General features: G+C 72.1%; 20 protein-coding genes and 2 pseudogenes. 20 read left to right on the top strand and 2 right to left on the bottom strand.

Features of this window, described 5'->3' with window-relative positions; genetic code table 11:
* Window positions 1-20: 20 nt before the first annotated feature.
* The 4 genes from arfB to coaE all read left to right on the top strand — a co-directional run bounded on the left by arfB (window position 21) and on the right by coaE (window position 3882).
* On the top strand, window positions 21-488 hold the full coding sequence (arfB, locus tag Q8791_RS14620) for an alternative ribosome rescue aminoacyl-tRNA hydrolase ArfB (RefSeq protein WP_330092244.1): 468 nt from the start codon (window positions 21-23) through the stop codon (window positions 486-488).
* A gap of 439 nt (window positions 489-927) precedes the next feature.
* On the top strand, window positions 928-2424 hold the full coding sequence (rpsA, locus tag Q8791_RS14615; RefSeq protein WP_330092243.1) for a 30S ribosomal protein S1: 1497 nt from the start codon (window positions 928-930) through the stop codon (window positions 2422-2424).
* A gap of 266 nt (window positions 2425-2690) precedes the next feature.
* Window positions 2691-3203, top strand: coding sequence for a GNAT family N-acetyltransferase (locus tag Q8791_RS14610; protein WP_330092242.1), 513 nt, complete (start codon window positions 2691-2693; stop codon window positions 3201-3203).
* A gap of 64 nt (window positions 3204-3267) precedes the next feature.
* Complete coding sequence (gene coaE / locus Q8791_RS14605) at window positions 3268-3882, top strand: dephospho-CoA kinase (RefSeq protein ID WP_330092241.1); 615 nt, start codon at window positions 3268-3270, stop codon at window positions 3880-3882.
* A gap of 169 nt (window positions 3883-4051) precedes the next feature.
* On the opposite strand, the gene Q8791_RS14600 is transcribed toward coaE, so the two are convergent.
* Entirely contained in the window at window positions 4052-5161 is a 1110-nt protein-coding gene (locus Q8791_RS14600) for a hypothetical protein (protein WP_330092240.1), read from the bottom strand.
* Window positions 5162-5324: 163 nt separating this feature from the next.
* Here Q8791_RS14600 and uvrB point away from each other — a divergent pair, with 163 nt between their 5' ends.
* The 16 genes and pseudogenes from uvrB to der form a co-directional block, all read left to right on the top strand.
* Window positions 5325-7421, top strand: coding sequence for an excinuclease ABC subunit UvrB (gene uvrB / locus Q8791_RS14595; RefSeq protein ID WP_330092239.1), 2097 nt, complete (start codon window positions 5325-5327; stop codon window positions 7419-7421).
* A 193-nt stretch (window positions 7422-7614) separates the two neighbouring features.
* Window positions 7615-8073 (top strand): DUF3060 domain-containing protein, encoded by a 459-nt coding sequence (locus Q8791_RS14590; RefSeq protein ID WP_330092238.1) that lies wholly within the window; start codon window positions 7615-7617, stop codon window positions 8071-8073.
* A 391-nt stretch (window positions 8074-8464) separates the two neighbouring features.
* Window positions 8465-9460, top strand: a complete 996-nt coding sequence (locus tag Q8791_RS14585; RefSeq protein WP_330092237.1) for a GNAT family N-acetyltransferase — start codon at window positions 8465-8467, stop codon at window positions 9458-9460.
* Window positions 9461-9555: 95 nt separating this feature from the next.
* Window positions 9556-10479, top strand: a complete 924-nt coding sequence (locus tag Q8791_RS14580) for a hydroxymethylglutaryl-CoA lyase (RefSeq protein WP_330092236.1) — start codon at window positions 9556-9558, stop codon at window positions 10477-10479.
* A gap of 436 nt (window positions 10480-10915) precedes the next feature.
* A complete protein-coding gene (locus Q8791_RS14575) occupies window positions 10916-12556 on the top strand; it encodes a CTP synthase (protein WP_330092235.1) in 1641 nt (546 codons plus the stop codon).
* A 40-nt stretch (window positions 12557-12596) separates the two neighbouring features.
* On the top strand, window positions 12597-13265 hold the full coding sequence (locus Q8791_RS14570; RefSeq protein WP_330092234.1) for an NUDIX hydrolase: 669 nt from the start codon (window positions 12597-12599) through the stop codon (window positions 13263-13265).
* Window positions 13266-13412: 147 nt separating this feature from the next.
* The gene (locus Q8791_RS14565; protein WP_330092233.1) at window positions 13413-14393 is read left to right on the top strand and encodes a tyrosine recombinase; all 981 of its coding nucleotides are present in this window, start codon (window positions 13413-13415) and stop codon (window positions 14391-14393) included.
* Window positions 14394-14644: 251 nt separating this feature from the next.
* Complete coding sequence (locus Q8791_RS14560; protein WP_330092232.1) at window positions 14645-15604, top strand: ParA family protein; 960 nt, start codon at window positions 14645-14647, stop codon at window positions 15602-15604.
* Window positions 15601-15987, top strand: coding sequence for a hypothetical protein (locus tag Q8791_RS14555; protein WP_330092231.1), 387 nt, complete (start codon window positions 15601-15603; stop codon window positions 15985-15987). The genes Q8791_RS14560 and Q8791_RS14555 overlap by 4 nt, the downstream gene beginning before the upstream one ends.
* 130 nt (window positions 15988-16117) lie before the next feature.
* Window positions 16118-16963 carry a segregation and condensation protein A gene (locus Q8791_RS14550; RefSeq protein ID WP_330092230.1) on the top strand — a complete coding sequence of 282 codons (846 nt, stop codon included), beginning with the start codon at window positions 16118-16120 and terminating at the stop codon, window positions 16961-16963.
* Window positions 16960-17550 carry an SMC-Scp complex subunit ScpB gene (scpB, locus tag Q8791_RS14545; protein WP_330092229.1) on the top strand — a complete coding sequence of 197 codons (591 nt, stop codon included), beginning with the start codon at window positions 16960-16962 and terminating at the stop codon, window positions 17548-17550. The genes Q8791_RS14550 and scpB overlap by 4 nt, the downstream gene beginning before the upstream one ends.
* Window positions 17537-19759 carry a pseudouridine synthase gene (locus Q8791_RS14540; protein WP_330092228.1) on the top strand — a complete coding sequence of 741 codons (2223 nt, stop codon included), beginning with the start codon at window positions 17537-17539 and terminating at the stop codon, window positions 19757-19759. Before scpB ends, Q8791_RS14540 begins: the two co-directional genes overlap by 14 nt.
* 121 nt (window positions 19760-19880) lie before the next feature.
* Complete coding sequence (gene aroH / locus Q8791_RS14535; RefSeq protein WP_330092370.1) at window positions 19881-20243, top strand: chorismate mutase; 363 nt, start codon at window positions 19881-19883, stop codon at window positions 20241-20243.
* A gap of 68 nt (window positions 20244-20311) precedes the next feature.
* The gene (locus Q8791_RS14530; RefSeq protein ID WP_330092227.1) at window positions 20312-21547 is read left to right on the top strand and encodes a prephenate dehydrogenase; all 1236 of its coding nucleotides are present in this window, start codon (window positions 20312-20314) and stop codon (window positions 21545-21547) included.
* Between the two features lie 246 nt (window positions 21548-21793).
* Window positions 21794-22510 (top strand): (d)CMP kinase, encoded by a 717-nt coding sequence (cmk, locus tag Q8791_RS14525; protein ID WP_330092226.1) that lies wholly within the window; start codon window positions 21794-21796, stop codon window positions 22508-22510.
* Between the two features lie 282 nt (window positions 22511-22792).
* Window positions 22793-24235 (top strand): annotated as a pseudogene (gene der, locus Q8791_RS14520) (ribosome biogenesis GTPase Der); the annotation flags it as partial.
* Here der and Q8791_RS14515 read toward each other — a convergent pair.
* Window positions 24232-24358: pseudogene (locus tag Q8791_RS14515) on the bottom strand (IS481 family transposase); the annotation flags it as partial. The pseudogenes der and Q8791_RS14515 overlap by 4 nt on opposite strands.

The raw sequence follows: 24358 nt of genomic DNA, 5'->3' as shown, positions 1-24358 counted from the left end.
GTCCGGGGCCGCCGTGAGGGATGTGGGAGGCGGGGACGGTGGCGGTGCGGAGCGGGGCGGCCGAGGGTGGCGGGTTGACCGTGGGATCGGTCACGGTTCCCGCGGACGCCCTGGTGTGGCGGTTCTCGCGGTCCTCGGGGCCGGGCGGGCAGCATGTCAACACCTCCGACACCCGGGTGTCGCTGTCCCTGGACGTGGCGGCCTGTGAGGTGCTGGGCGAGGTGCGGCGCGAGCGTGCCCTGGAGCGGCTGCGGGGGCGCCTGGTGGGCGGGGTGCTGACGGTGACGGTGCAGACGCACCGGTCGCAGGTCCGCAACCGTGCCGAGGCGCGGGAGCGGATGGAGTCGCTGTTGGCCGAGGCGACGTCGCCGCCCGCGCGCGGGCGGCGGGCGACCAAGCCGGGGCGGCGGGCCAAGCAGCGCCGGTTGGACGCCAAGCGGCGCCGCGGTGACGTCAAACGGACGCGCTCTCGGCCCTCTTCGGACTGACCGGAACCGGCGTCTGGAACTTTTTTCGCGGGTGTCCGACAGGTGTCCCGGGGATGTCCGCACAGCTCCCCGCGGGGGGCGGTGCGCCCGTGCGGACGTGGGTGTACCGTCCAGTTGATCTTGACCGGCATGCTCGGGTAAGTTGCGGCCATTGTGCCCTTCGCCGGGTTGGCGGCCCGGGGTTCCGATTGACCAGGACGCCCTTGTCTCATATTCTGGCGGGACCGTTGTGGGTTCGTGCGGGCGGCTGCCGTCTCCGAGTAGGGGGCTGAGGTGTCGCACCGCTCCGGTCACCACTCTGGAACCAGACGGCTGGTGTTCACCGACGGATTCGGTTCCGTCGAGACCTTGCTTTCTGCCTCTGGATGACGGATCGACGGGCTCGAACCCGCGGCATGCCCATTTTCTGAATCTGTCCGTATCCGGAGTCCACCCACAAATGACGAGCAGCACCGAGGCCACCTCGACACCCCAGGTAGCGGTCAACGACATCGGGTCCGAGGAAGCCTTCCTCGCGGCGATCGACGAGACCATCAAGTACTTCAACGACGGTGACATTGTCGAGGGCACCATCGTGAAGGTCGATCGAGACGAGGTCTTGCTCGACATCGGCTACAAGACCGAGGGTGTGATCCCCTCCCGGGAACTGTCGATCAAGCACGACGTCGACCCCGGTGAGGTCGTTGCTGTCGGCGACCAGGTCGAAGCCCTCGTTCTCCAGAAGGAGGACAAGGAAGGTCGACTGATCCTGTCCAAGAAGCGCGCCCAGTACGAGCGCGCCTGGGGCACGATCGAGAAGATCAAGGAAGAGGACGGCGTCGTCACCGGCACCGTCATCGAGGTCGTCAAGGGCGGTCTCATCCTCGACATCGGCCTGCGGGGCTTCCTGCCGGCGTCCCTCGTCGAGATGCGCCGTGTGCGCGACCTGCAGCCGTACGTCGGCCGCGAGCTCGAGGCGAAGATCATCGAGCTGGACAAGAACCGCAACAACGTGGTCCTGTCCCGTCGCGCCTGGCTGGAGCAGACCCAGTCCGAGGTTCGCCAGACGTTCCTCAACACCCTCCAGAAGGGTCAGATCCGCAAGGGCGTCGTCTCCTCGATCGTCAACTTCGGTGCGTTCGTGGACCTGGGCGGCGTCGACGGCCTGGTGCACGTCTCCGAGCTCTCCTGGAAGCACATCGACCACCCGAGCGAGGTTGTCGAGGTCGGCCAGGAGGTCACCGTCGAGGTTCTCGACGTGGACATGGAGCGCGAGCGCGTCTCCCTGTCGCTCAAGGCGACCCAGGAAGACCCGTGGCAGCAGTTCGCCCGGACCCACCAGATCGGCCAGGTCGTTCCCGGCAAGGTCACCAAGCTGGTTCCGTTCGGTGCGTTCGTGCGCGTCGAAGAGGGCATCGAGGGCCTGGTCCACATCTCCGAGCTGGCCGAGCGCCACGTCGAGGTGCCGGAGCAGGTCGTCCAGGTCGGCACCGAGATCTTCGTCAAGATCATCGACATCGACCTCGACCGTCGTCGCATCAGCCTCTCGCTGAAGCAGGCCAACGAGAGCGTCTCGCCCGACCAGGTGGACTTCGACCCCACCCTGTACGGCATGGCGGCGGACTACGACGAGCAGGGCAACTACAAGTACCCCGAGGGCTTCGACGCGGACTCCGGCGAATGGCTGGAGGGCTTCGAGGCTCAGAGGGACGAGTGGGAGCGCAGCTACGCCGAGGCGCAGTCCCGCTTCGAGGCGCACCGCAAGCAGGTCGAGGAGGCCCGTGCGGCCGAGGCCGACGCTGCGAACGCGCCCGCCCCGGAGGAGGAAGAGGAGTACACGGACGGTGGCGCCCCGAGCGCCGGCTCGTCCGGCTCCGAGTCCTCCAACAGCGGCGCCCTGGCCTCTGACGAGGCTCTGGCCGCTCTCCGCGAGAAGCTCGCGGGTGGCGAGGCCTAACCAGGTGGTCCTCTAGGATCCTCTGACAGCGGTGAAGGGCCGTCCCCGGTGGGGGCGGCCCTTCGTCGTGCCCGGGGCCCGTCGGGTCCGTCACAGGGCCCTGACGCGTTCCGGTGCGGTTCCGCCGGGTACCCGGCGGAACCGCGGCCTCCCCTCTCACCACGACCCCGGCTTGCGCCGGGCCCGCGCGGAACACCGGCCGCCCCGGCGGCGCCGGGCTAGGGTCGGTGGCGTGCCCCGGTGCGCGGGGCGTGTGAGGAGACGACGTGTTCGACATCCACCCGGCCACCCCCGCGGACGCCGGTGAGGTCTTCACCCTCCAGCGGGCGGCGTTCGTCGACGAGGCGCAGACCTACGGCGACCCGTTCGTCCTCCCGCTCACCGAGAGCCTGGAGCGGATCGGCCGGGTCCTCGCACAGGAGGACGCCCTGGTCCTCAAAGCCGTGGACGGGACCCGGATCGTCGGGGCGGTCCGTGCCGCGGTCGCCGGGACCAACGCCGTCGTCGTGCGTCTGGCGGTCGCCCCCGACCAGCGCCGGCGGGGCATCGCGCGGGCGCTGCTCACCCGGGTCGAGGAGGAACTGCGGGCCCGTCACCCGGGGCTGACGTCCCTCACCCTGTCCACCGGCGCCCAGAGCGCCGGGGAGCAGCGCCTCTACCGCGAGCGCGGGTACGCGGAGACCTCGCGGGAGCGTGTGGCCGAGCACCTCGTGATGGTGCACATGCGCAAGGAGGTCGTCCCGGGCGTGCGGTCCGGCGCGGTGGGCGCGCGGGGGTGAGGGGCCGGCCGTCTCCGAGGGGCCTGCCGCGGCGGGGCGGGACGGGACGTCTAGGGTTCGGAGCATGCTGAAAGTGGGACTGACCGGAGGGATCGGCTCGGGCAAGAGCACGGTCTCGTCCGCACTGGCCGCCTACGGTGCTGCCGTCGTCGACGCCGACGCGATCGCCCGGGAGGTGGTCGAGCCGGGGACGCCGGGGCTGGCCGCGGTCGTCGCGGAGTTCGGGGAGGAGGTGCTGGCCCCGGACGGAGGGTTGGACCGGCCGAGGCTGGGCGAGGTCGTCTTCGCCGACGGGGACAGGCTGGCCGCGTTGAACGCGATCGTGCACCCGCTGGTGGCCCGGCGCAGCGCCGAGCTGATGGAGGAGGCGGTGGCGTCCGGGGTGGAGGTCGTCGTCTACGACGTCCCGCTGCTGGTGGAGAACGGTCTGGGCCCCCTCTACGACGTGGTCGTGGTGGTGGACGCCCCCGACGGGGTGCGGGTGGAGCGGGTCGCCGAGAACCGGGGTGTGCCGCGCGAGCAGGTGCGGGCGCGGATCCGGGCGCAGGCCGACCGGGACGCGCGGCTGGCCGCCGCGGACCTGGTGGTCGACAACTCCGGCACCCCGGAGGAGCTGCGCGAGCGGGTCGCCCGGCTGTGGGAGGACCTCCTCGCGCGCGTCCGACGCGGCGACCGGTAGCCCGGCGACCGCCAGGGCCCCGGGCACGCCCGCCACTCCGCCGTGGCCCCGGACCCGTGGCGGTTCGGGCGCCGGAGCTCATCGGGGCCGCGTGCCGTCGTGCCGCGGGGGCCGCGGTCCGGGTCGGCCCGCGGGGCGGCGCTCCGGGCGTCCGCACCGCGGGCGCGGCTCAGGGGGTGTCGTCCTTCCCGCCCCGGTGGAGGGTCTCGGTCAGGGAGGAGCCCGCGTCGACGGCCTCGCGGACCAGTTCCTCGCGGACGGATCGGGCGGCCTCGACGCTGAGCAGGCTGTCGTCGAGTTCCTCGGTGTGCATCGTGTCCCTGGAGGAGGACAGCGCCAGGTCGGCGTAGGCCCCGGCCCGGTCGGCGATCGCCTGGCACTGCTCCCACTCGCGGTGGGCGGTGACCGCGGCGTGGACGCGCTCCCCGTAGGCGGTCAGCACCCCGATGCGGGCGTCGATCGACCGGTGCGCGCGTTCGACCGCCTCCTTCTGCGGTTGGAGCGCCTTGGTGACCTGTGGGGACACGGCCTCGCGTGTGCGCTGCACCAGTTCCCTGCGCAGGGAGCGCAGCCGCAGCAGCTCCTGGGACAGCCGCCATTCCTCCTCCCTGAGCAGGGGGAGGGTGTGGTCGGCGTCGAAGGAGCCGCCGAGCACGCGGGCGGCCTCCTCCACCCGGTCCGTCGCCCGCTGGACGCGGGCGAGGAGGTGGGCCTCGGGCTCCTCGTGGCGGGTGGCGTAGCTGTAGGGGCGGCCGAAGTCCCCGGGCAGGGCGTAGCGGTCGTGGTGTTCGGCGGCCAGGCGGGCCGCCATGCCCGGGCGCATGATGGCGCCGGCGCCTCCGGCCGCGGCGGCCAGGTAGAGGGCGGCGGTGGCGGGGTCGCCGGGGACGAGGGCGTGGAGCGGTCCGAGGGGCTGTTCGAGGAGCACACGGGCGAGGAGGACCCCGGCCGCCGAGACGGGCAGGGCCCAGAAGGAGTGCACGACCAGGTCGGCCCAGTCGTCGGCGAAGGAGCTCCTGAGGGAGACCAGCCCCAGGACGGTCATCGTCGTGCCCAGGCAGAGCAGGGCGAGGAGGGCGGTCCCGAGGGCGGGGGTGAGCAGGGCGACGGCGGACAGGGAGGTGCACCCGGTGGCGGTGAGGAGGGCGAGCTGCCTCCAGGTGGGCCGGCCGGGCGGTCCGGCGGAGGAGGGGAGGAGTTTCTCGGGACGGGCCCTCAGGCGCGCGACCGTGCGCGGTGGGAGGCCGGGGTCGAAGGTGGGTCTGGAGGGGTGGGACACGACTGGCACCTCGTCTCGGGGCGCAGGGCGCTGGCTCCGATGGTATCCCCGGCCTCCGGGCCGCCCAGGGATGTCATGGGCGGTCTGTAGCGTTAGGGGTGAGGGGACAGGGGTGGCGCGGCGCGGGAGCGCCCCACCGGTAGGAGCGGGAGAAGAGGGCGACGTGCGACCGGTCAGCGGCATCAAGCGCAGTGAGGCACCGTTCGAGGTCATCTCGGACATGACACCCGCGGGGGACCAGCCGGGGGCGATCGCGGAGATCACCAGGAGGGTGCGTGAGGGGGACCAGCACACGGTCCTGCTCGGCGCGACCGGTACGGGTAAGACGGCGACGGTGGCGTGGACCGTGGAGCAGCTCCAGCGGCCGACCCTGGTGATGCAGCCCAACAAGACCCTGGCGGCGCAGTTCGCCAACGAGCTCCGTCAGATGCTGCCCGACAACGCGGTCGAGTACTTCGTCTCGTACTACGACTACTACCAGCCCGAGGCGTACGTCCCCCAGAGCGACACCTACATCGAGAAGGACTCCTCGATCAACGACGAGGTGGAGCGGCTGCGCCACTCGGCGACCAACTCGCTGCTCACCCGCCGGGACACGATCGTGGTGGCGTCGGTGTCGTGCATCTACGGCCTGGGCACCCCGCAGGAGTACGTGGACCGGATGGCGCAGCTGTCGGTCGGCATGGAGGTCGACCGCGACCAGCTGCTGCGCCGGCTGGTGGAGATGCAGTACTCGCGCAACGACGCCGCGTTCACGCGGGGCACGTTCCGGGTGCGCGGGGACACCATCGAGATCATCCCGGTGTACGAGGAGCTGGCGATCCGCATCGAGATGTTCGGTGACGAGGTCGAGAGGCTCCTGACGCTGCACCCGCTCACCGGTGAGGTGCTGGGGGAGAGCCAGGAGATGTTCATCTTCCCGGCGTCGCACTACGTGGCGGGTGAGGAGCGCACCGAGCGGGCGATCGCCACGATCGAGGCGGAGCTGGCGGAGCGCCTGGCCGAGCTGGAGGGTCAGGGCAAGCTGCTGGAGGCGCAGCGGCTGCGCATGCGCACCACCCACGACCTGGAGATGATGCGGCAGCTGGGCACCTGCTCGGGTATCGAGAACTACTCGCGGCACTTCGACGGCCGTGAGCCGGGGAGCGCGCCCAACACGCTGCTGGACTACTTCCCTGAGGACTTCCTGCTGGTGCTGGACGAGTCGCACGTGACCGTTCCGCAGATCGGGGCGATGTACGAGGGGGACGCCGCGCGCAAGCGCACGCTGGTCGACCACGGTTTCCGGCTTCCGTCGGCCATGGACAACCGGCCGCTGAAGTGGGAGGAGTTCACCGGGCGGATCGGTCAGAGCGTCTACCTGTCGGCGACGCCGGGCCGCTACGAGCTGCGGCAGAGCGCCGGCGACGTGGTGGAGCAGGTCATCCGCCCGACCGGGCTGGTGGACCCGCAGGTGCTGGTCAAGCCCACGGAGGGGCAGATCGACGATCTGGTCCACGAGATCCGGGTGCGGGCCGAGCGCCAGGAGCGGGTGCTGGTGACCACCCTGACGAAGAAGATGGCGGAGGACCTCACCGACTACTTCGCGGAGTTGGGCATCCGGGTGCGGTACCTGCACAGCGAGGTGGACACGCTGCGCCGGGTGGAGCTGCTGAGGGAGCTGCGGGTCGGGGAGTTCGACGTGCTGGTGGGCATCAACCTGCTGCGGGAGGGCCTGGACCTGCCGGAGGTGTCGCTGGTGGCGATCCTGGACGCGGACAAGGAGGGTTTCCTGCGTTCGGAGACGTCGCTGATCCAGACCATCGGTCGTGCGGCGCGCAACGTCGACGGCCAGGTGCACATGTACGCGGACAACGTGACGGACTCCATGCGGGCGGCTCTGGACGAGACCGACCGGCGTCGGGAGAAGCAGTTGGCGTACAACGCCGAGCACGGGATCGATCCGACCCCGCTGCGCAAGCAGATCGCCGACATCCTGGACTCGTTGAACCGTGAGGACGTGGACACCGAGGAGCTGATGGCCACGGGGTACCGTTCCAGCGGTCCCCAGGGGGGCCGGGCTCCGGTGCCCGCGCTGGGTGAGCGCGCGGACGTGTCGTCGATGCCGCGTGCGGAGCTGGCGGCGTTGATCGACCAGTTGGGCACGCAGATGCACCAGGCGGCCACGGACCTGCACTTCGAGCTCGCGGCCCGGTTGCGGGACGAGATCGGTGAGTTGAAGAGGGAGCTTCGCGGGATGGACGCGGCTGGTGTGAAGTGAGTTGAAGGCGGTGTCCGACCCCTGGTGGTCAGGGGTTTCGGCGGCGGGAGGCTCCATCCGAAGCACCCCTCACCGTCTCGGAAGGGGCACGTTTGGAATACGATGAGGTCGCGTAGTTACCTCCGCGTGACATACTCTTGGCCTTGCCCAGGACGTATGTCGTAATTGCCGGGTATTCGGCTGTGGGGGACGCATGAGGGTTCGGTATCTGCTGGGGGCTGGCGGTGCGCTGGTGTCAGCATCCCTGTCCACCGCCCTGCTCACCGGCTGTGGACTGGCCTTCGGGCAGGACGGGCCGGACGAGCCCCAGGGCGCCCCGACCCCCGAGGGGGCCGCCCAGGAGGCCGTGGTCCCCGAGCACAACGTCATCAACGACGACGTCCTCATCATCGTGGACGACGGCGCCCAGGTCAGCGAGGAGTGCGGGGACCGCGAGGTCGTCGTCTCCGCCGACGACGCGGTCGTGGTCCTGGACGGGGACTGCGGCCTGGTGCGCGCCACCGGCCGGGGGTCGACCGTGGACGTGGGCTCCGCGGACAAGATCGTGCTGGTCGGGGTGGACAACACCGTCTCCTTCGCCTCGGGCGACCCCGAGGTGATCAACCACGGTCGCAACACCACCGTCACCGAGGGCGGCTCCGCCGACGAGTGACCCGGGGCGGTGGAGGCGGCCGGCCCGCGCGGTCTTCCGCCCCTCGGCCGGGTGCCGGTGACGGTGCGGACGGATTCCGTGTCGGTGCGTTGACCGCCCCGGCATCCGAGAGTGACCTTCGATCCGTTACCGTGGTGCGCGTCCACTCGCCCCCCGCGCGGGGCGGGGACGAAAGTTTCGGGCGGGTGCGGCCGCACGGAGTGAATTTTCGGTGGCGGTTCACGGTTTCGTTCTCCCGTTCGGTTCTGAGGCGGTACGGTCGTTTCGTTCCGCCCGCGGTGAATCCGGTCCCGTCGGTGCGGCACGACGGCCACGGGCGGCGCCGCGCACCGTTCGGCCGACCGGTCAGGGGACGCGCGCTTGACGTGAGGACCCGCTAGGGGAGGGGTGGATGAGCGGTTATGTCGCGCGGGTGCGGCACGATGAGTCGCCCGGAGGCGACGTCGGCCTGGACCCGTTGGTGCAGTCGGCCGCGCAGCGCTGGGCGGCCGCGGACCCGCTGCTGCCCGAACCCGTCAGCTTCGCTCCGGGTTCCTACCCGCTTCTGACCGTCAGCGACGAGGACGGACGCACGGTCGCGGCGGGCACCATGCACTACACCTGGTACCAGCCCGGCGAGGTCGGCCGGATCTGGGGCGTGCCCGACCAGCACTGGCTCACCCCCATCGTGGGAGGCCCCGACCCCGGCCGCGCCCTGGACTCGCTGCTGACCAGCTGGCGCGACCAGTTGGAGGACCTGCCGACCGGCACCGGCTCGGAGTCGGCGGCACTGGTGAGCTGGCCCGCCCGTGACGTGTGCGGGATCATCCCGTTGCAGCGCCACGGCCTCCAGCCCTACACCGTGCTGGCCGCCCGGCAGCGTCGGCGCGGAGTCCCCCCGTCGCTGCCCCCGCGCGACGTGACGATACGGCTGGCGGACCGCAGCGACCTCACCCAGGTGGTCGGCCTGCTGATGGAGGAGCACCGGTACGAGCAGCACTTCGGCGGGGTGTTCCTGCAACCGGACACCGCCGAGCAGACCCGTGAGGTGGCCGCGCGTGCGCTCAACCGCTCGCGTTCGTGGATCTGGCTGGCGGAGCGCCGCGGCCGGGCCGTCGGGCTGCTGTGGGTGTCGCCGCCCGAGCGCTCCCGTTGGGCCAAGCCGCTGGTGAACGCCCGGCCGATCGCGCACATCGGCTACGGGGTGGTGAGCGCGGACGAGCGCGGCAACGGGATCGGCACCGCCCTGGTGGGGCAGGCGCACCAGGCCCTGGACAGCCACGGCGTGGGTGTGTCCGTGCTGAACTACGCGGCGATGAACCCGCTGTCCGGTCCGTTCTGGCACCGGATGGGGTACCGCCCCGTGTGGACGACCTGGGAGGTCCGTCCGGCGCTCGCCCTGCGCTGACCAGGGCGGGCGCGGGCCACCCCGGCTCCGGGGTGGCGGGCCGGGCTCCACTAGCCTGGGCGCAGAACGCGACGGGGCGTGGAGAGGCGGGGACGATGAGCACGGACGACCGTGGGCCCGAGGGTGCGGAGCACGTCGAGATCGTCGAGGTGGGGCCGCGCGACGGCCTCCAGAACGAGGCGACGACGCTGTCGGTCGAGGACCGGATCGACCTGATCGACCGTGCCGCCGCCGCCGGGGCGAGGCGGATCGAGGCGGTCAGCTTCGTCAACCCCAAGCGCGTCCCGCAGATGGCCGGTGCCGAGGAGATCATGGCGGGCGTGCGGCGCGCGCCGGGGGTCTCCCACATCGGGCTGGTGCTCAACCGGCGCGGTTTGGACCGCGCTGTGGCCGCCGGGGTGTCGGAGGTCAACGTGGCGGTGCCCGCCACGGACGGGTTCTGCGTCCGCAACCAGGGCTGCACGGTGGACGAGATGCTGGACGCCCTCGCCGGTATCGACGCGGCGCTGGCGGGGACGGGGATCCCGCTGAGCGTCACCGTCTCGACCGCGTTCGGCTGCCCGTTCGACGGTGAGGTGGAGCCGGAGCGGGTGGTGGAGGTCGTCCGCCGGATCGCCGACACGGCCGCCGTGGAGATCGCCCTGGCCGACACGATCGGTGTGGGTGTGCCCCGCCAGGTGACGGACCTGTTGGGCCGGGTCGCCGAGGTCGCGGACGGCCGCGCCCTGCGCTGCCACTTCCACAACACCCGCAACACGGGCTACGCGAACGCCCTCGCGGCCGTGGACCAGGGGGTGCGCGTGCTGGACTCCAGCCTGGGAGGGTTCGGCGGGTGCCCGTTCGCGCCCGCCGCGACGGGCAACATCGCCACCGAGGACCTGCTGTACATGCTGCACCGCAGCGGCCTGCACACGGGCGTGAGCCTGTCGGAGGCGGCCGCGCTGGGGGAGTGGATGGGGGAGCGCCTGGGCAAGCAGCCGCCCGCCTACCTGGGACGCGCCGGGGGCTTCCCGGCCTGACCCGCCGTCCCTGCCCCCGAGTCGCCCCGGCCCGTCCTGAGCGGGCCGGCCGGGGAGGGCTGGTGCCTGGTCCCGGCCCGTGGCCCGGGTCGCTCCCGGGTGTGGTGTTCGTCGCCGCGAGGGGCGCGTGGGCTGCCGCCCAAGCACCCGCCCCGGGTCGGATCAGATGATTTTTCCGGCCCGGGGACAGGGGGTGCGGAGGCCGTGACGTGGCGCGAAGCCCCTTCCGTGCAGGGGATGCGCGCTGGTGGGGCCCGGGAACACCGGTGCGGGGCCGGGCGTTCCCAGGTGAGTGCAGACGGGGGGCCTGTTATCCTGGTGCCCCGTGGAGTCCGGCTGCCTGAGCGAAGATCCCAACGCCCGCGACCGGACCGCCGCACGGCCGCTCAGCTCGTCCCGAGCCCGCCGTAGCCACTCAACCCACGGGAGCAACACTTTGGCATCCGCCGCGAGTACCAAGCACCTTTTCGTTACTGGCGGCGTCGCCTCCAGTCTTGGCAAGGGCCTCACCGCCTCCAGCCTGGGACGACTCCTGAAGTCGCGCGGCCTGCGGGTCACCATGCAGAAGCTGGACCCCTACCTCAACGTCGACCCGGGGACCATGAACCCCTTCCAGCACGGAGAGGTCTTCGTCACCGACGACGGGGCCGAGACCGACCTGGACGTCGGCCACTACGAGCGCTTCCTCGACGTCGACCTGTCCGCGACGGCCAACGTCACCACCGGACAGATCTACTCCAGCGTCATCGCCAAGGAGCGCCAGGGCGCCTACCTCGGTGACACCGTGCAGGTCATCCCGCACATCACCAACGAGATCAAGGCGCGCATCTACGCGATGGACGCCCCCGACGTCGACATCGTCATCACCGAGATCGGCGGCACGGTCGGCGACATCGAGTCGCAGCCCTTCCTGGAGGCGGTCCGCCAGATCCGCCACGAGATCGGCCGGGAGAACTGCTTCTTCCTGCACGTCTCCCTCATCCCCTTCCTCGGCCCGGCCAAGGAGATGAAGACCAAGCCCACCCAGCACTCGGTGGCGGCGCTGCGCAGCATCGGCATCCAGCCCGACGCCATCGTGTGCCGGTCGGACCGCCCCATCACGCAGAGCCTCAAGTCCAAGATCAGCCTCATGTGCGACGTGGACGAGGCCGGTGTGGTCTCCACCCCCGACGCCCCCTCCATCTACGACATCCCCAAGGTCCTGCACCGCGAGGGCCTGGACGCCTACGTCGTCCGCCGCCTGGGCATGCCCTTCCGGGACGTCGACTGGACCGAGTGGGACGAGCTGCTGCGCCGCGTCCACCAGCCCGGGCACGAGGTCACCATCGCGCTGGTCGGCAAGTACATCGACCTGCCCGACGCCTACCTGTCCGTCAGCGAGGCGCTGCGCGCGGGCGGGTTCGCCACCGACACCCGCGTCAACCTGCGCTGGGTGGCCAGCGACAACTGCGCCAGCCCCTCGGGTGCGGCCTCCGAGCTCGACGGCGCCGACGGCGTTCTCATCCCCGGCGGCTTCGGCGTGCGCGGCATCGAGGGCAAGCTCGGCGCCATCCGCTACGCCCGCGAGAACGGGGTGCCGCTGCTGGGCATCTGCCTGGGCCTCCAGGCGATGGTCATCGAGTACGCGCGCAACGTGCTGGGGCTGGAGGGCGCCAACAGCACCGAGTTCGACGACAAGGCGGTCGACCCGGTCATCGCGACGATGGCCGACCAGACCGACGTCGTGGCCGGGGAGCGGGACATGGGCGGCACCATGCGCCTGGGCATGTACCCGGCCGCCCTGGGCGAGGACACCGTGGTCCGCGGCCTCTACGACGGCGCCGAGCAGGCCTCCGAGCGGCACCGCCACCGCTTCGAGGTCAACAACGCGTACCGCCCCCGGCTGGAGGAGGCGGGTCTGGTGTTCTCCGGGCTCTCCCCTGATGGCAAGCTGGTGGAGTACGTCGAACTGCCCCGGGACGCGCACCCGTTCTTCGTCGCGACGCAGGCGCACCCGGAGCTGCGTTCCCGCCCGACCAGGGCCAACCCGCTCTTCCGCGGGCTGGTCTCGGCGGCTCTGGAGCACAAGGTCTCCTGACCGCCGGACCGGGCGGGGCACGATCCTGAGAGGCGATCCCATGCCCAGTGACACCCACCCGGCCGAGCACGAGACCACGGGGGCGGACGCGAAGGTCGCGGACGCCCCCGAGTCGTGGCCGGTGGACCGGTCCGAGGTGCGCTACCGCAGTGCCAAGGTCGCGATGCGCACCGACTGGGTGGAGATGCCCGGGGCCGGGGGCGTGGGCACCAGCGTCGCGGCCCGCGACTACATGCAGCACCCGGGGGCCGCCGCGGTCCTGGCCCTGGACGACGACGGCCGGGTGCTGCTGCTGCGCCAGTACCGGCACCCCGTCCGGCAGACCCTGTGGGAGATGCCCGCCGGCATGATCGACGTGGAGGGCGAGGGACCGCTCCCCACCGCCAGGCGGGAGCTGGTCGAGGAGGCGGGGCTGCGCGCCGAGCGCTGGTACAAACTGCCCGACTTCTTCCCCAGCCCGGGGTTCTCCGACGAGCGCATCCACGTGTTCCTGGCCCGGGGTTTGTCCGAGGTCCCGCCCGAGGAGATCGACTTCGTGCGGGAGCACGAGGAGACCGACCTGGCCGCGGAGTGGGTCCCCCTGGGGGAGGCGGTGCGCCTGGTCATGGAGGGTCGCCTGCACAACGGCCCGACCGTCATCGGCGTCCTCGCCGCGCACGCCGCCTCCGCCGACGGCTTCGCGTCCCTGCGCGAACTCCCCGCCGGCTGACCCGTGGGCGACGAACCGGACACCGCCCCGCCCGCGCGACCCGGGTCTTCCGCACCGTCCTCGTCCCGGGGGTCGGAGGCGTCCTCCGGCGCACGCGGGACGGAGGGCGCCCCGGCGGCGCCCTCCGACACGGGACCGCTGGCGGACGTGTGCACGGCGTTCCTGGACCACCTCAGCGCCGAGCGCGCCCTGGCCGCCAACACCCTGCTGGCCTACCGCCGCGACCTGCGCAGGTACTCCGAACACCTGGAGTGCGCCGGGGTCGCCTCCCTGGAGGGCGTCGGCCCCGCCCAGGTGGGCGGTTTCCTGCGCGCACTGAGGGAGGGGGAGGGCGGGCATCCGCCGCTCGGCGCGGCGTCGGCCGGGCGGGCCCTGGCCGCGGTGCGGGGCCTGCACCGGTTCGCCGTGCGCGAGGGGTGGGCCGTGGTCGACCCGGCGGTGGACGTGTCCCCGCCGGCGCCGCCGATGCGGCTGCCCAAGGCGGTGCCGCTGGACGCGGTGGAGCGCATCCTGGCCGCTGCGGGCCCCTCCGGCTCCGGCACCCCCACGGGCCCCTCCGGTCCCGAGGGGGCCCCGTCCGCCGGGGACCGCTCCGCCCTGCTCGCCCTGCGCGACCGCGCCCTGCTGGAGGTCCTGTACGGGACCGGCGCGCGTATCTCCGAGGCGGTCGGGCTGGACGTGGACGACGTGGTGGACGCCGTGGACGGGGACGACGCCGTCGGCCTGGTGCGGTTCCGCGGCAAGGGCGGCAGGGAACGGGTGGTGCCCCTGGGCTCCTACGCGCGGCGGGCGCTGTCCGCGTACCTGGTGCGGGCCAGGCCCTCCGTGGCGGCCTCCGGCCGGGGCGGTCCGGCGCTGTTCCTCAACGCCCGCGGGGGGAGGCTGACCCGGCAGGGCGGTTGGGGGGTGCTGGCGGCGGTCGCGACGCGCGCCGGGGTCGAAGGGGTCTCACCGCACACCCTGCGGCACTCCTTCGCCACACACCTCCTCGACGGCGGTGCCGATATCCGCGTCGTACAGGAGTTGCTGGGGCACAGTTCGGTCACCACCACCCAGATCTACACACTTGTGACAGTGGAGAGGCTGCGTGAGGTGTACGCGTCGAGTCATCCGCGGGCGCGGCGCTGACGTGGCCGAACGGCGGCGGAAAGGCCTGCCCTGCGGGAGAAGTGGAACAACGGGGTTCTCCCGTTCGATTTCCCCCGGAGCCGAAGGCGTGGGATTCTACGCATACGTTTCGTTGAAGTGCGCCGTGTCGGCGATCTAGAGTCGCCGCACAGAGGTACGTTGCTGTCGACATATTGAGTTTCCGACGGCCGCCGGGCGCAGGGGGTGTGGCACCTTCGGGCCCGGTCGGCCCGTAGGGGAGGTCAAGGGTTGTGAACTGGGCGGAGGACGACGTGGCTGCGAACACCGCACCCGTCGGCGAGGAGGTACTCGCCGACCCGGTGACCAACCCCTGGGGGACGACACGCAACACGGGGGCCGACCTGCACAGCAAGAGACCGGAACGCAAGTATCCGGAGCCAGAGCCGTTGGACGAACACGGCCCGGCACGGATTGTAGCACTCTGTAACCAAAAGGGCGGGGTCGGTAAGACCACCACCACCATCAACCTCGGTGCGGCCATCGCCGAGTACGGCCGACGCGTCCTGCTGGTCGACTTCGACCCGCAGGGCGCCCTGTCCGTCGGACTCGGCCGGCTCGACCCGCGCGAGCTGGACCTGACCGTCTACAACCTGCTCATGCAGCGGGACGTGACGGTCGAGGACGTCCTGCTCAAGACGGACATCGACGGACTGGACCTGATCCCGAGCAACATCGACCTGTCGGCGGCCGAGGTGCAGCTGGTGGGCGAGGTGGCGCGCGAGCAGATGCTCGGCCGCGCGCTGCGCCCGGTGATCAACGACTACGACGTCGTGCTGATCGACTGCCAGCCCTCGCTGGGTCTGCTCACCGTCAACGCGCTCACCGCCGCCGACGGCGTCATCGTGCCGCTGGAGTGCGAGTTCTTCGCGCTGCGCGGTGTGGCACTGCTCATGGACACCATCCAGAAGGTCCAGGAGCGGCTCAACGAGGACCTCGTCATCGACGGGTTCCTGGGCACCATGTACGACCCTCGCACGCTCCACGCGCGCGAGGTGCTGTCCACGATCATCGACGGGTTCGGTGACAAGGTCTACGGCACGGTCATCAACCGCACCGTGCGTTTCCCGGACGCCACCGTGGCGGGCGAGCCCATCACCAGGTTCGACTCGACCTCGGCCGGCGCCAACGCCTATCGGGACCTGGCCAAGGAGGTGCTGGCTAGGTGGCCTCTCAGCGGTCACGGCGCGTGACCCTACCCGGGGCGGACGAGCTCTTCTTCCGTCCCAGCGGCACCGAAGAGGTGCCGGAAGAGACCGAACGCCAGTACACGGCACCGGAGCAGGGCAGAAGGAACGAGACGCCGCCGCGTCGCACGTCGGGGGGCTCGTCCGGCGCCAAGGTGCTCGGAGCACCCAAACCGAGCGGGCGGCAGCGCCACGACGAGAAGATCACCGTCTACGTCTCCGGGCCCGAACTGCTGGCCCTGGAGCAGACGCGGCTCTCGCTGAGGGCGGAGCACGGGCTGTCGGCCGACCGCGGCCGCCTGGTCCGTGAGGCCGTCGCGGTGCTGCTGGCCGACTTCGAGGAGAACGGCCAGTCCAGCATGCTGGTACGCCGTCTGACCGAGGGCTGAGCGGCGGCCGGCGCGCGTACCGGTACCGGAGGGGGTACCGGTTCGACGACGGGAGGGTACGGGTGTCACCGGTGGGTTCCGGCCGGTGACACCCTTGTGCGTATGAGTGAGACGACGTGGGGCCGAGGCCATGCGGGCTGAACGGAGCCCGGCGGACACCGCAGAGGTGGACGAGAACGCCTTCCAGGTGCACCTGGACAACTTCGAGGGTCCCTTCGACCTGCTCCTCGGGCTGATCTCCAAGCACAAGATGGACATCACCGAGGTGTCGCTGTCGAAGGTCACCGACGAGTTCATCGCGCACATCCGCACGTTCGGCGACGACTGGGACCTGGACCAGGCCAGCAACTTCCTGCTGGTCGCGGCGACCCTGCTGGACCTGAAGGCGGCCCGGCTGCTGCCGCGCGGCGACGTCGAGGACGAGGCGGACCTGGCCCTGCTGGAGGCCCGCGACCTGTTGTTCGCCCGGTTGCTCCAGTACCGGGCCTACAAGGAGGTCGCCTCGTTCATGCGCGCCCGGCTGGCCTCCCAGGGGCGCCGCTACGCGCGCGCCGTCCCCCTGGAGGAGCAGTTCGCGGCGCTCCGGCCCGAGGTGCTGTTCCGTCTGGGTCCGCAGGAGTTCGCGGCACTGGCCGGACTGGTGTTCACGCCGAGGGAACCCCCGAGCGTGCCCGTCACCCACATCCACCAGACCAAGACCTCCGTCAAGGAGCAGGGCGAGCTGATGGTCGCCGAACTGCGCGAGCACGGGCGCCTGACGTTCGCCGAGCTCACAGCGGCCTGCACCGGTACCTTCGAGGTCATCGCCCGGTTCCTGGCCCTGCTGGAGCTGTACCGGGCGTCCAGCGTGGGCTTCGACCAGCCCGACCCCCTGGGGGAGCTGCTGGTCACCTGGACCGGCGGCGAGGACCGGGTCGAGCTGGAGAGCGAGTACGACGAGACGGACCCGGTGAAGCCGGGGGAGGAGCCGGAGTGACCAGCGAGGACACGATCGGGGTGGCTGAGATCTCCGCCCCGCCCACCCTGCGGCGCGACCTGGAGGCCGTGCTGATGGTGGTCGACCAGCCGGTGTCGGAGTACGAGCTGGCCAAGGCGCTGGAGGTGCCCGTCACGGTCGTCTCCGCTGCCCTGGAGGACCTCTCACGGGAATACACCGAGCAGGGGCGGGGTTTCGACCTGAGGGCGGTGGCCGACGGGTGGCGTGTGTACACGCGCCCCGAATGCGCCGACGTCGTCGAGCACTTCCTCCAGGAGGGGCAGGAGGTGCGGCTCACACAGGCCGCACTGGAGACGATGGCGGTGGTGGCCTACCGACAGCCGGTCTCCCGTGGCAGGGTCTCCGCAGTACGCGGTGTCAACTGTGACGGAGTTATGCGTACCCTCGTACTGAGGGGCCTGATCGAAGAGGCCGGGCATGACGCAGAGTCCGGTGCGCAGCTGTATCGGACCACCTCCTATTTCCTGGAACGGTTGGGCCTACGAGGCCTCGACGAGCTGCCTGATCTGGCGCCGTTCCTCCCCGACGACATCGAAGGTCTAGACGACACCGGTGAGCACACCTAACGAAAGTTCCCGCGGTGCGCGGGACGACGCCCCGCGCGGTGAGCGCGGCGACTACGACAACCGCGGTGGCCACGGCCGCCGCGACGACCGCCCCCGAGGCGGTCAGCGTGACGACCGCGGCCCCCGTGGCCGCGACGACCGACGTTCCTACGGAGACCGCGACAACCGCTCCGGCGGCGACCGCGGCGGATACCGGGGACGTGACGACCGCGGCGCAGACCGCGACAACCGAGGCGCGGGCCGTTCGTTCGGCGCAGACCGCGACAACCGCGGCGGGTACCGGGGCGGCCGGGACGACCGCGGAGGGTCCCAGGGCGACCGCGGCGGCTACCGCGGTGGTCAGGGTTCGGGCGAGCGCCGCTCCTTCGGCGGCGACCGCGACAACCGGGGCGGCGGATACCGCGGCGGCCGCGACGACAACCGTTCCGGTGGCGACCGCGGTGGTGTCCGGGGCGAGCGCGACAACCGTTCCGGTGGTTACCAGGGTGACCGCGGTGGATACCGCGGGGGCCGTGACGACCGCGGCGCCGGTGACAGGCGTGAGTTCCGGGGCGACCGCGACAACCGCTCCGGCGACAACCGTTCGGGTGGCTACCGGGGTCGTGACGACCGTGGGAGCCAGGGTTCGGGTGACCGTCGCTCCTTCGGCGGCGACCGCGACAACCGGGGGCCCGGCCGTTCGTTCGGAGGCGACCGCGACAACCGCTCCGGTGGCTACCGGGGCGACCGCGACAACCGCTCCGCCGGGCAGGGCTCGAACGACCGCCGTGAGTTCCGCGGCGGCCGTGACGACCACCGTTCCGGTGGTCACCAGGGCGACCGCGGCGGCTACCGCGGTGGTCAGGGTTCGGGCGAGCGCCGCTCCTTCGGCGGCGACCGCGACAACCGGGGCGGCGGCGACCGCCGTGAGTTCCGGGGCGACCGCGACAACCGCTCCGGCGACAACCGTTCGGGTGGCTACCGGGGTCGTGACGACCGTGGAAGCCAGGGTTCGGGTGACCGTCGCTCCTTCGGCGGCGACCGCGACAACCGGGGCGCGGGCGACCGCGGCGGTTACCGGGGCCGTGACGACCAGCGCGGCGGCGGACGCTTCGAGCGGGGCGGACGCGGGCCGGGCGGCGGCCGTGACGACCGTGGAAGCCAGGGTTCGAGTGACCGTCGCTCCTTCGGCGGCGACCGCGACAGCCGGGGTTCGGGCGACCGCCGCGATTTCCGCGGCGGCCGTGACGACAACCGCTCCGGCGGCTACCGCGGTGGACGCGACGACCGGGGGCGCGGCGACAGCCGTTCCCACGGCGACCGCGCCAGCCGCGCGCGCGACGAGCGCCGTGCCCAGGGCGGGCGCGAGGGCACGCCGGGCGGGCCCAAGAGCGAGAGCCAGCTGTCGAAGGCGGCACGCGAGCGACTCAACGCCCTGCGCGCCGACTTCGACCCCAAGGACGAGGACCGCGCCGAGGAGGGCCGCGACACCTACACCGACGTGGAGGGCGGCATCCGCCTCCAGAAGGCGCTCGCCGCCGCCGGTGTCGCCAGCCGGCGCGCCAGCGAGGAGATGATCGCCGCCGGACGCGTCAGCGTGGACGGCCAGGTCGTGCGCAGGTTCGGGGCCAGGGTCAACCCCGAGGCGTCCGAGATCCGCGTGGACAACATGCGGGTCGTCACCGCCCCGGACAAGCTGTACTTCGCGCTCAACAAGCCGCGCGGCGTCGTCAGCACCATGTGGGACCCGGAGGGCCGCCCCACCCTGGCCGACTACACCGGTCAGACCGAGGAGCGGATCTTCCACGTCGGCCGGCTGGACACCGAGACCGAGGGTCTCATCCTGCTGACCAACGACGGCGAGCTCGCCAACCGGCTCACCCACCCGCGCTACAAGGTCGTCAAGACCTACATCGCGAAGGTGCCCGGTCCGGTCCCGCACCGCGTCGTGCGCGAGGTCCAGAAGGGCGTCGAGCTGGAGGACGGCCCGGTCGAGGTCGACTCCTTCCGCGTGGTCGAGAACGAGCCCCCCAAGGCGCTCGTCGAGATCCGGCTGCACGAGGGCCGCAAGCACATCGTGCGCCGCCTCATGGAGGCCGTCGGCCACCCGGTCGCCGACCTCGCGCGCACCCAGGTCGGACCGATCGACCTCAACACCCTCAAACTGGGCACGATGCGGGCCCTGACCTCTCGCGAGGTCAGCGAGCTCTACTCCGCGGCCGGTCTGTAGGGACGGCTGTAGATACAGTTGACGGCGGTCGTCGCCCCGGGATCCTCCGGGCGGCGGCCGCCGTTCCCGTTCCGGGAGCGGCCCGGTGAACGACGAGTACGACGACAAGGCGGGATCGAACGTGGCGGTACGGGCCATCCGCGGTGCGGTGCAGGTAGACGCGGACGAACGCGAGCAGGTGCTGGAGGCCACGGCCGAACTGGTCGCGGAGGTGATGCGGCGCAACGCCCTGCAGACCGACGACGTGATCAGTGTGCTCTTCACCGCAACCCCCGATCTGACGAGCGAGTTCCCGGCTCTGGCGGCGCGCAAGATCGGTTTCACCGACGTCCCGCTCATCTGCGCGGCCGAGATCTCCGTCCCGCACGCCCTGCCGCGCGTGGTGCGGCTCATGGCGCACGTGGAGACGGACCGTCCGCGCTCCGAATTGCAGCACGTGTACCTGCGCGGCGCCCAGGCCCTGCGGTTGGACATCGCGCAGTAGGCGGCGCTCCGTGTCCCGGTCCAGGTCGTAGGCTTGGGGGATCAGTGCACACCGGAGGCGGGGGAGAAGTGGGCAACACCAGCGGTAGAGCCGGGGGCGGGGAGCACCGGCACGCGGTACGCCGGGTCACGGTGATCGGGACCGGGCTGATCGGGACGTCCATCGCCCTCGCGCTGAGGGCCCGCGACGTCGACGTCACGCTCTCGGACCCAGACCCCTCGTCCCTGCGGCTGGCCTGCGACCTGGGCGCCGGGCGGCCCCTGGACGAGTCCGCGGACCCGTCGGCCGCACCCGCCGACGTCGCGGTCGTCGCGGCCCCGCCCGCGGTCGTCCCGGCGGTACTGCGCCGCGCCCAGGACCGGGGGCTGGCCCACGTGTACACGGACGTGGCGAGCGTGAAGGCGAGCGTGCTCGCCGAGGCCGAGCGGCTGGGCTGCGACATGGCCACGTTCGTCCCCGGGCACCCGATGGGAGGCCGGGAGAAGCAGGGACCGGGCGCGGCCCGCGCCGACCTGTTCCTGGGGCGTTCGTGGGCGCTGTGCCCCACGGGCAAGGCCGACCCGGAGACCGTCGCGGCGGTGGCGGAGGTCGCACGCCTGTGCGGCGCGGATCCGCTGGTGCTGGACGCCGGGGTGCACGACCGTGCCGTGGCGCTGGTCTCGCACGCACCCCACGTGGCGGCGTCGGCGGTGGCCGCGCGGCTGGTGTCCGGCGACGCCGCCGCCCTGACCCTGGCGGGGCAGGGCGTGCGCGACGTCACCCGGGTGGCGGGGGGCGACCCCGCCATGTGGACGGAGATCCTCACGCACAACGCGGCCCCGGTCGCGGACGTGCTGTACGCGGTGGCCGCCGACCTCGCCGCGACCGCCGACGCCTTGCGCGGGGCGGCGGAGGAGGCGGGCACGGGCGGATCGGACGCGAACACGGCGGTCGCGGGGGGCGCCGCCCCGGTGCCGGGCACGGAGGGGGCGGGCCGCCCGCCCGTCGGAGCGGAGGTCCTCGCTCCGGTGCGCGACCTCCTGGAGCGGGGCCGGGCGGGGCACGGGCGCATCCCCGGCAAGCACGGAACGGTGCGGCTGCCCGAGTACACGGTAATCCCGGTGGTGATCCCCGACGAACCCGGCACCCTGGGCCGTCTGTTCGCCTCCGCTGCCGCCGCGGGGGTCAACATCGAGGACGTGCGCATCGAGCACACCCCGGGGCTGCCCCTGGGCGTGGCGCAGCTGCACGTGCTGCCCGAGGCCGTGGACGCGTTCGTGCGGGCGCTCGCCGCCGACGGCTGGTCGGTCCACCCCGGAGCCTGACGCCCGTCCTGGAGCCGACGCGGTCGTCTCCTGGACGCCGCGTGCGGGACCGGTCCCGCACGCGGGTGCGAGGGCCGCGGCCCGGCTCCCGTCCGGGTGGGCGCCCTGCGCACCGCCGCGACCGGTTCGCCGCGGCGCCGACCGGTCGCGGAGGGCCCGAACCGGCCGATTCCAGTCAAGAGCAGCCCGCGGCCACGGGTACGCTGGGGCGTCGGCACAAGTGAACGTCACCAGGAGTCAACGGCAGTGAGCGCGCAGGGCAGCACCGAGGGCATCGTCATCGCGATCGACGGTCCCTCCGGGTCGGGCAAGTCGAGCACCTCCCGGGGCGTGGCCAAGGCGCGGGATCTGCGTTACCTCGACACCGGCGCGATGTACCGCGCGCTGACCTGGTGGATGCTCGACAACGGTGTGGACGTCGACGACCCCGCGGCGGTCGCCGCCGCCGTCGAGCGCCCCGTGATCACCATGGGCACCGACCCCAAGGCCCCCACGGTCTCCGTGGACGGCCGCGACGTGGCGGCCGAGATCCGCGGCAAGGACGTCACGGGCAGTGTCAGCGCGGTCTCGGCGGTGCCGGAGGCCCGTGAGCTGCTGGTCCGCACGCAGCGTGAGGTCATCGCCGCCGCGAGAGCCGAGAGCACGGGTATCGTGGTCGAGGGTCGTGACATCACGACCGTGGTCGCCCCCGACGCCCCGGTCAAGCTGTTCCTGACAGCGAGCCCCGAGGCACGCGCCCAGCGTCGCAGCAGGGAGGTCCGGAGCAGCGACGTCGCCGCCACCCAGGCCGACCTGGCCCGGCGCGACAAGCTGGACTCCAGCCGGACCCACTCGCCGCTGACGCAGACCGCCGACGCCACCGAGCTCGACACCACCGGGCTGACCCTGGACGAGGTCGTCGCCCTCGTCGTCAAGCTGGCCGACGAGGTCCGCGACCGCCAGGCGGGGTCGTCCCAGGAGTGATCCGGTCCGGGCCCGTCCCGGGCGCGGGTTCGGCTCCCTCACCGGGGGGCGGACCAGGCGCACGGCGCGGGGCTCCCGCGCGGTGACACCGGCCACACAGGCCGCGAACAACCCCTTCGGGGGAACACACGGACATCCACGGAGGGTTTCCCCCTCCGTGGCCAGTACGCGGACGCCGTCGGCGTCCGCGCTGACCCGTAGGCCCCGGGACACCGGGGGCGGGTCGACCATTCCCATCCTCGCGGCACGCATCCTGGGCGCGCGGGGACCCAGAACCGGGAGCAGTACATGAGTGACTTCGACATCTCCGACGTCGGCTTCGAGGGGGCGGACGGTGCGGAACCCGCAGCCGTCCCCGTGGTGGCCGTGGTCGGACGCCCCAACGTGGGCAAGTCCAGCCTGGTCAACCGCATCATCGGCCGCCGTGAGGCCGTGGTGGAGGACGTGCCGGGTGTGACCCGTGACCGGGTGGCCTACGACGCCGAGTGGCAGAACGCCAAGTTCACGCTCGTCGACACCGGCGGCTGGGAGACCAGCGTCAGCGGGTTGGCCGCCATGGTGGCCCGTCAGGCGGAGTACGCCGCGCAGACCGCCGACGTGATCCTGTTCGTGGTGGACGCCACGGTGGGCGTCACCGACGCCGACGCCGCCGTCACCCGGGTGCTGCGTGCCACGAAGCGCCCCGTGATCCTGGCCGCCAACAAGGTCGACGGCAACATGCAGGAGGCCGACGCCCTCGCCCTGTGGCAGCTGGGCGTCGACCAGCCGTACCCGATCAGCGCCCTGCACGGGCGCGGCACCGGCGACCTGCTGGACGCGGTCGTGGAGGCGTTCCCCGAGCAGCCCGTCGGCGACGCCGAGGAGGAGGGCGAGGACGGTCCGCCCCGCATCGCCCTGCTCGGACGCCCGAACGTGGGCAAGTCCAGCCTGCTCAACCGCCTCGCGGGCGAGGACCGTGTGGTCGTGGACTCCGTGGCGGGCACAACCCGCGACGCGGTCGACGAGATGATCGACCTCGGCGGCAAGACGTGGAAGTTCATCGACACCGCCGGTATCCGCCGCCGGTTCCGCGCCCTCCAGGGCGCCGACTACTACGCCACCATGCGCACGGGCACCGCCCTGGAGCGGGCCGAGATCGCCGTGGTCCTCATGGACGTCAGCGAGCCGCTCGCCGAGCAGGACATCCGCGTCGTGGAGCAGGTCGTGGAGGCCGGGCGCGGCCTGGTCCTGGCGTTCAACAAGTGGGACATCCTCGACGAGGAGCGCCGGAACTACCTGGAGAAGGAGATCGACCGCCAGCTGGCGCGCGTCTCCTGGGCGCCGCGCGTGAACGTCTCGGCGAAGACCGGCCGCCACATGGAGCGGCTCGTCCCGGCGATCGAGACCAGCCTCGCGGGCTGGAACCAGCGCATCTCGACCGGGCAGCTGAACAACTGGCTCAAGGACCTCGTGGCCGCGACCCCGCCGCCGGTGCGCGGCGGAAAGCAGCCCAAGATCCTGTTCGCGACGCAGGCGGGTTCGCGCCCGCCGCACTTCGTCCTCTTCACCACCGGGTTCCTGGAGGACAACTACCGCCGCTTCATCGAGCGCCGCCTGCGGGAGGACTTCGGCTTCGACGGGTCCCCGGTGCACATCAGCATGCGCATCCGAGAGAAGAAGGGCGTCGTCCCGGGCCGCGCCTCCAAGGGCAGCGTGCGCCCGGACCGCAAGCACCGGCGGCGCTAGGTGTATTGACCTGAGAGGTTGGTGACGCGGGAGGCGGGAGGGCCGCCTATGGCGGTGTGGAACCGGTGGTGATTGTAGTGGTGCAGCCATTCGGTGAACGCCTCCCGCTTTTCGGCCTCGGAC

Origin of the sequence: Nocardiopsis codii, assembly GCF_036327455.1 — a bacterium.
GTDB classification, from domain to species: domain Bacteria; phylum Actinomycetota; class Actinomycetes; order Streptosporangiales; family Streptosporangiaceae; genus Nocardiopsis; species Nocardiopsis codii.
Note: the sequence above shows the minus strand (reverse complement) of the source record. Positions and strands in the feature narration are given on the sequence as shown.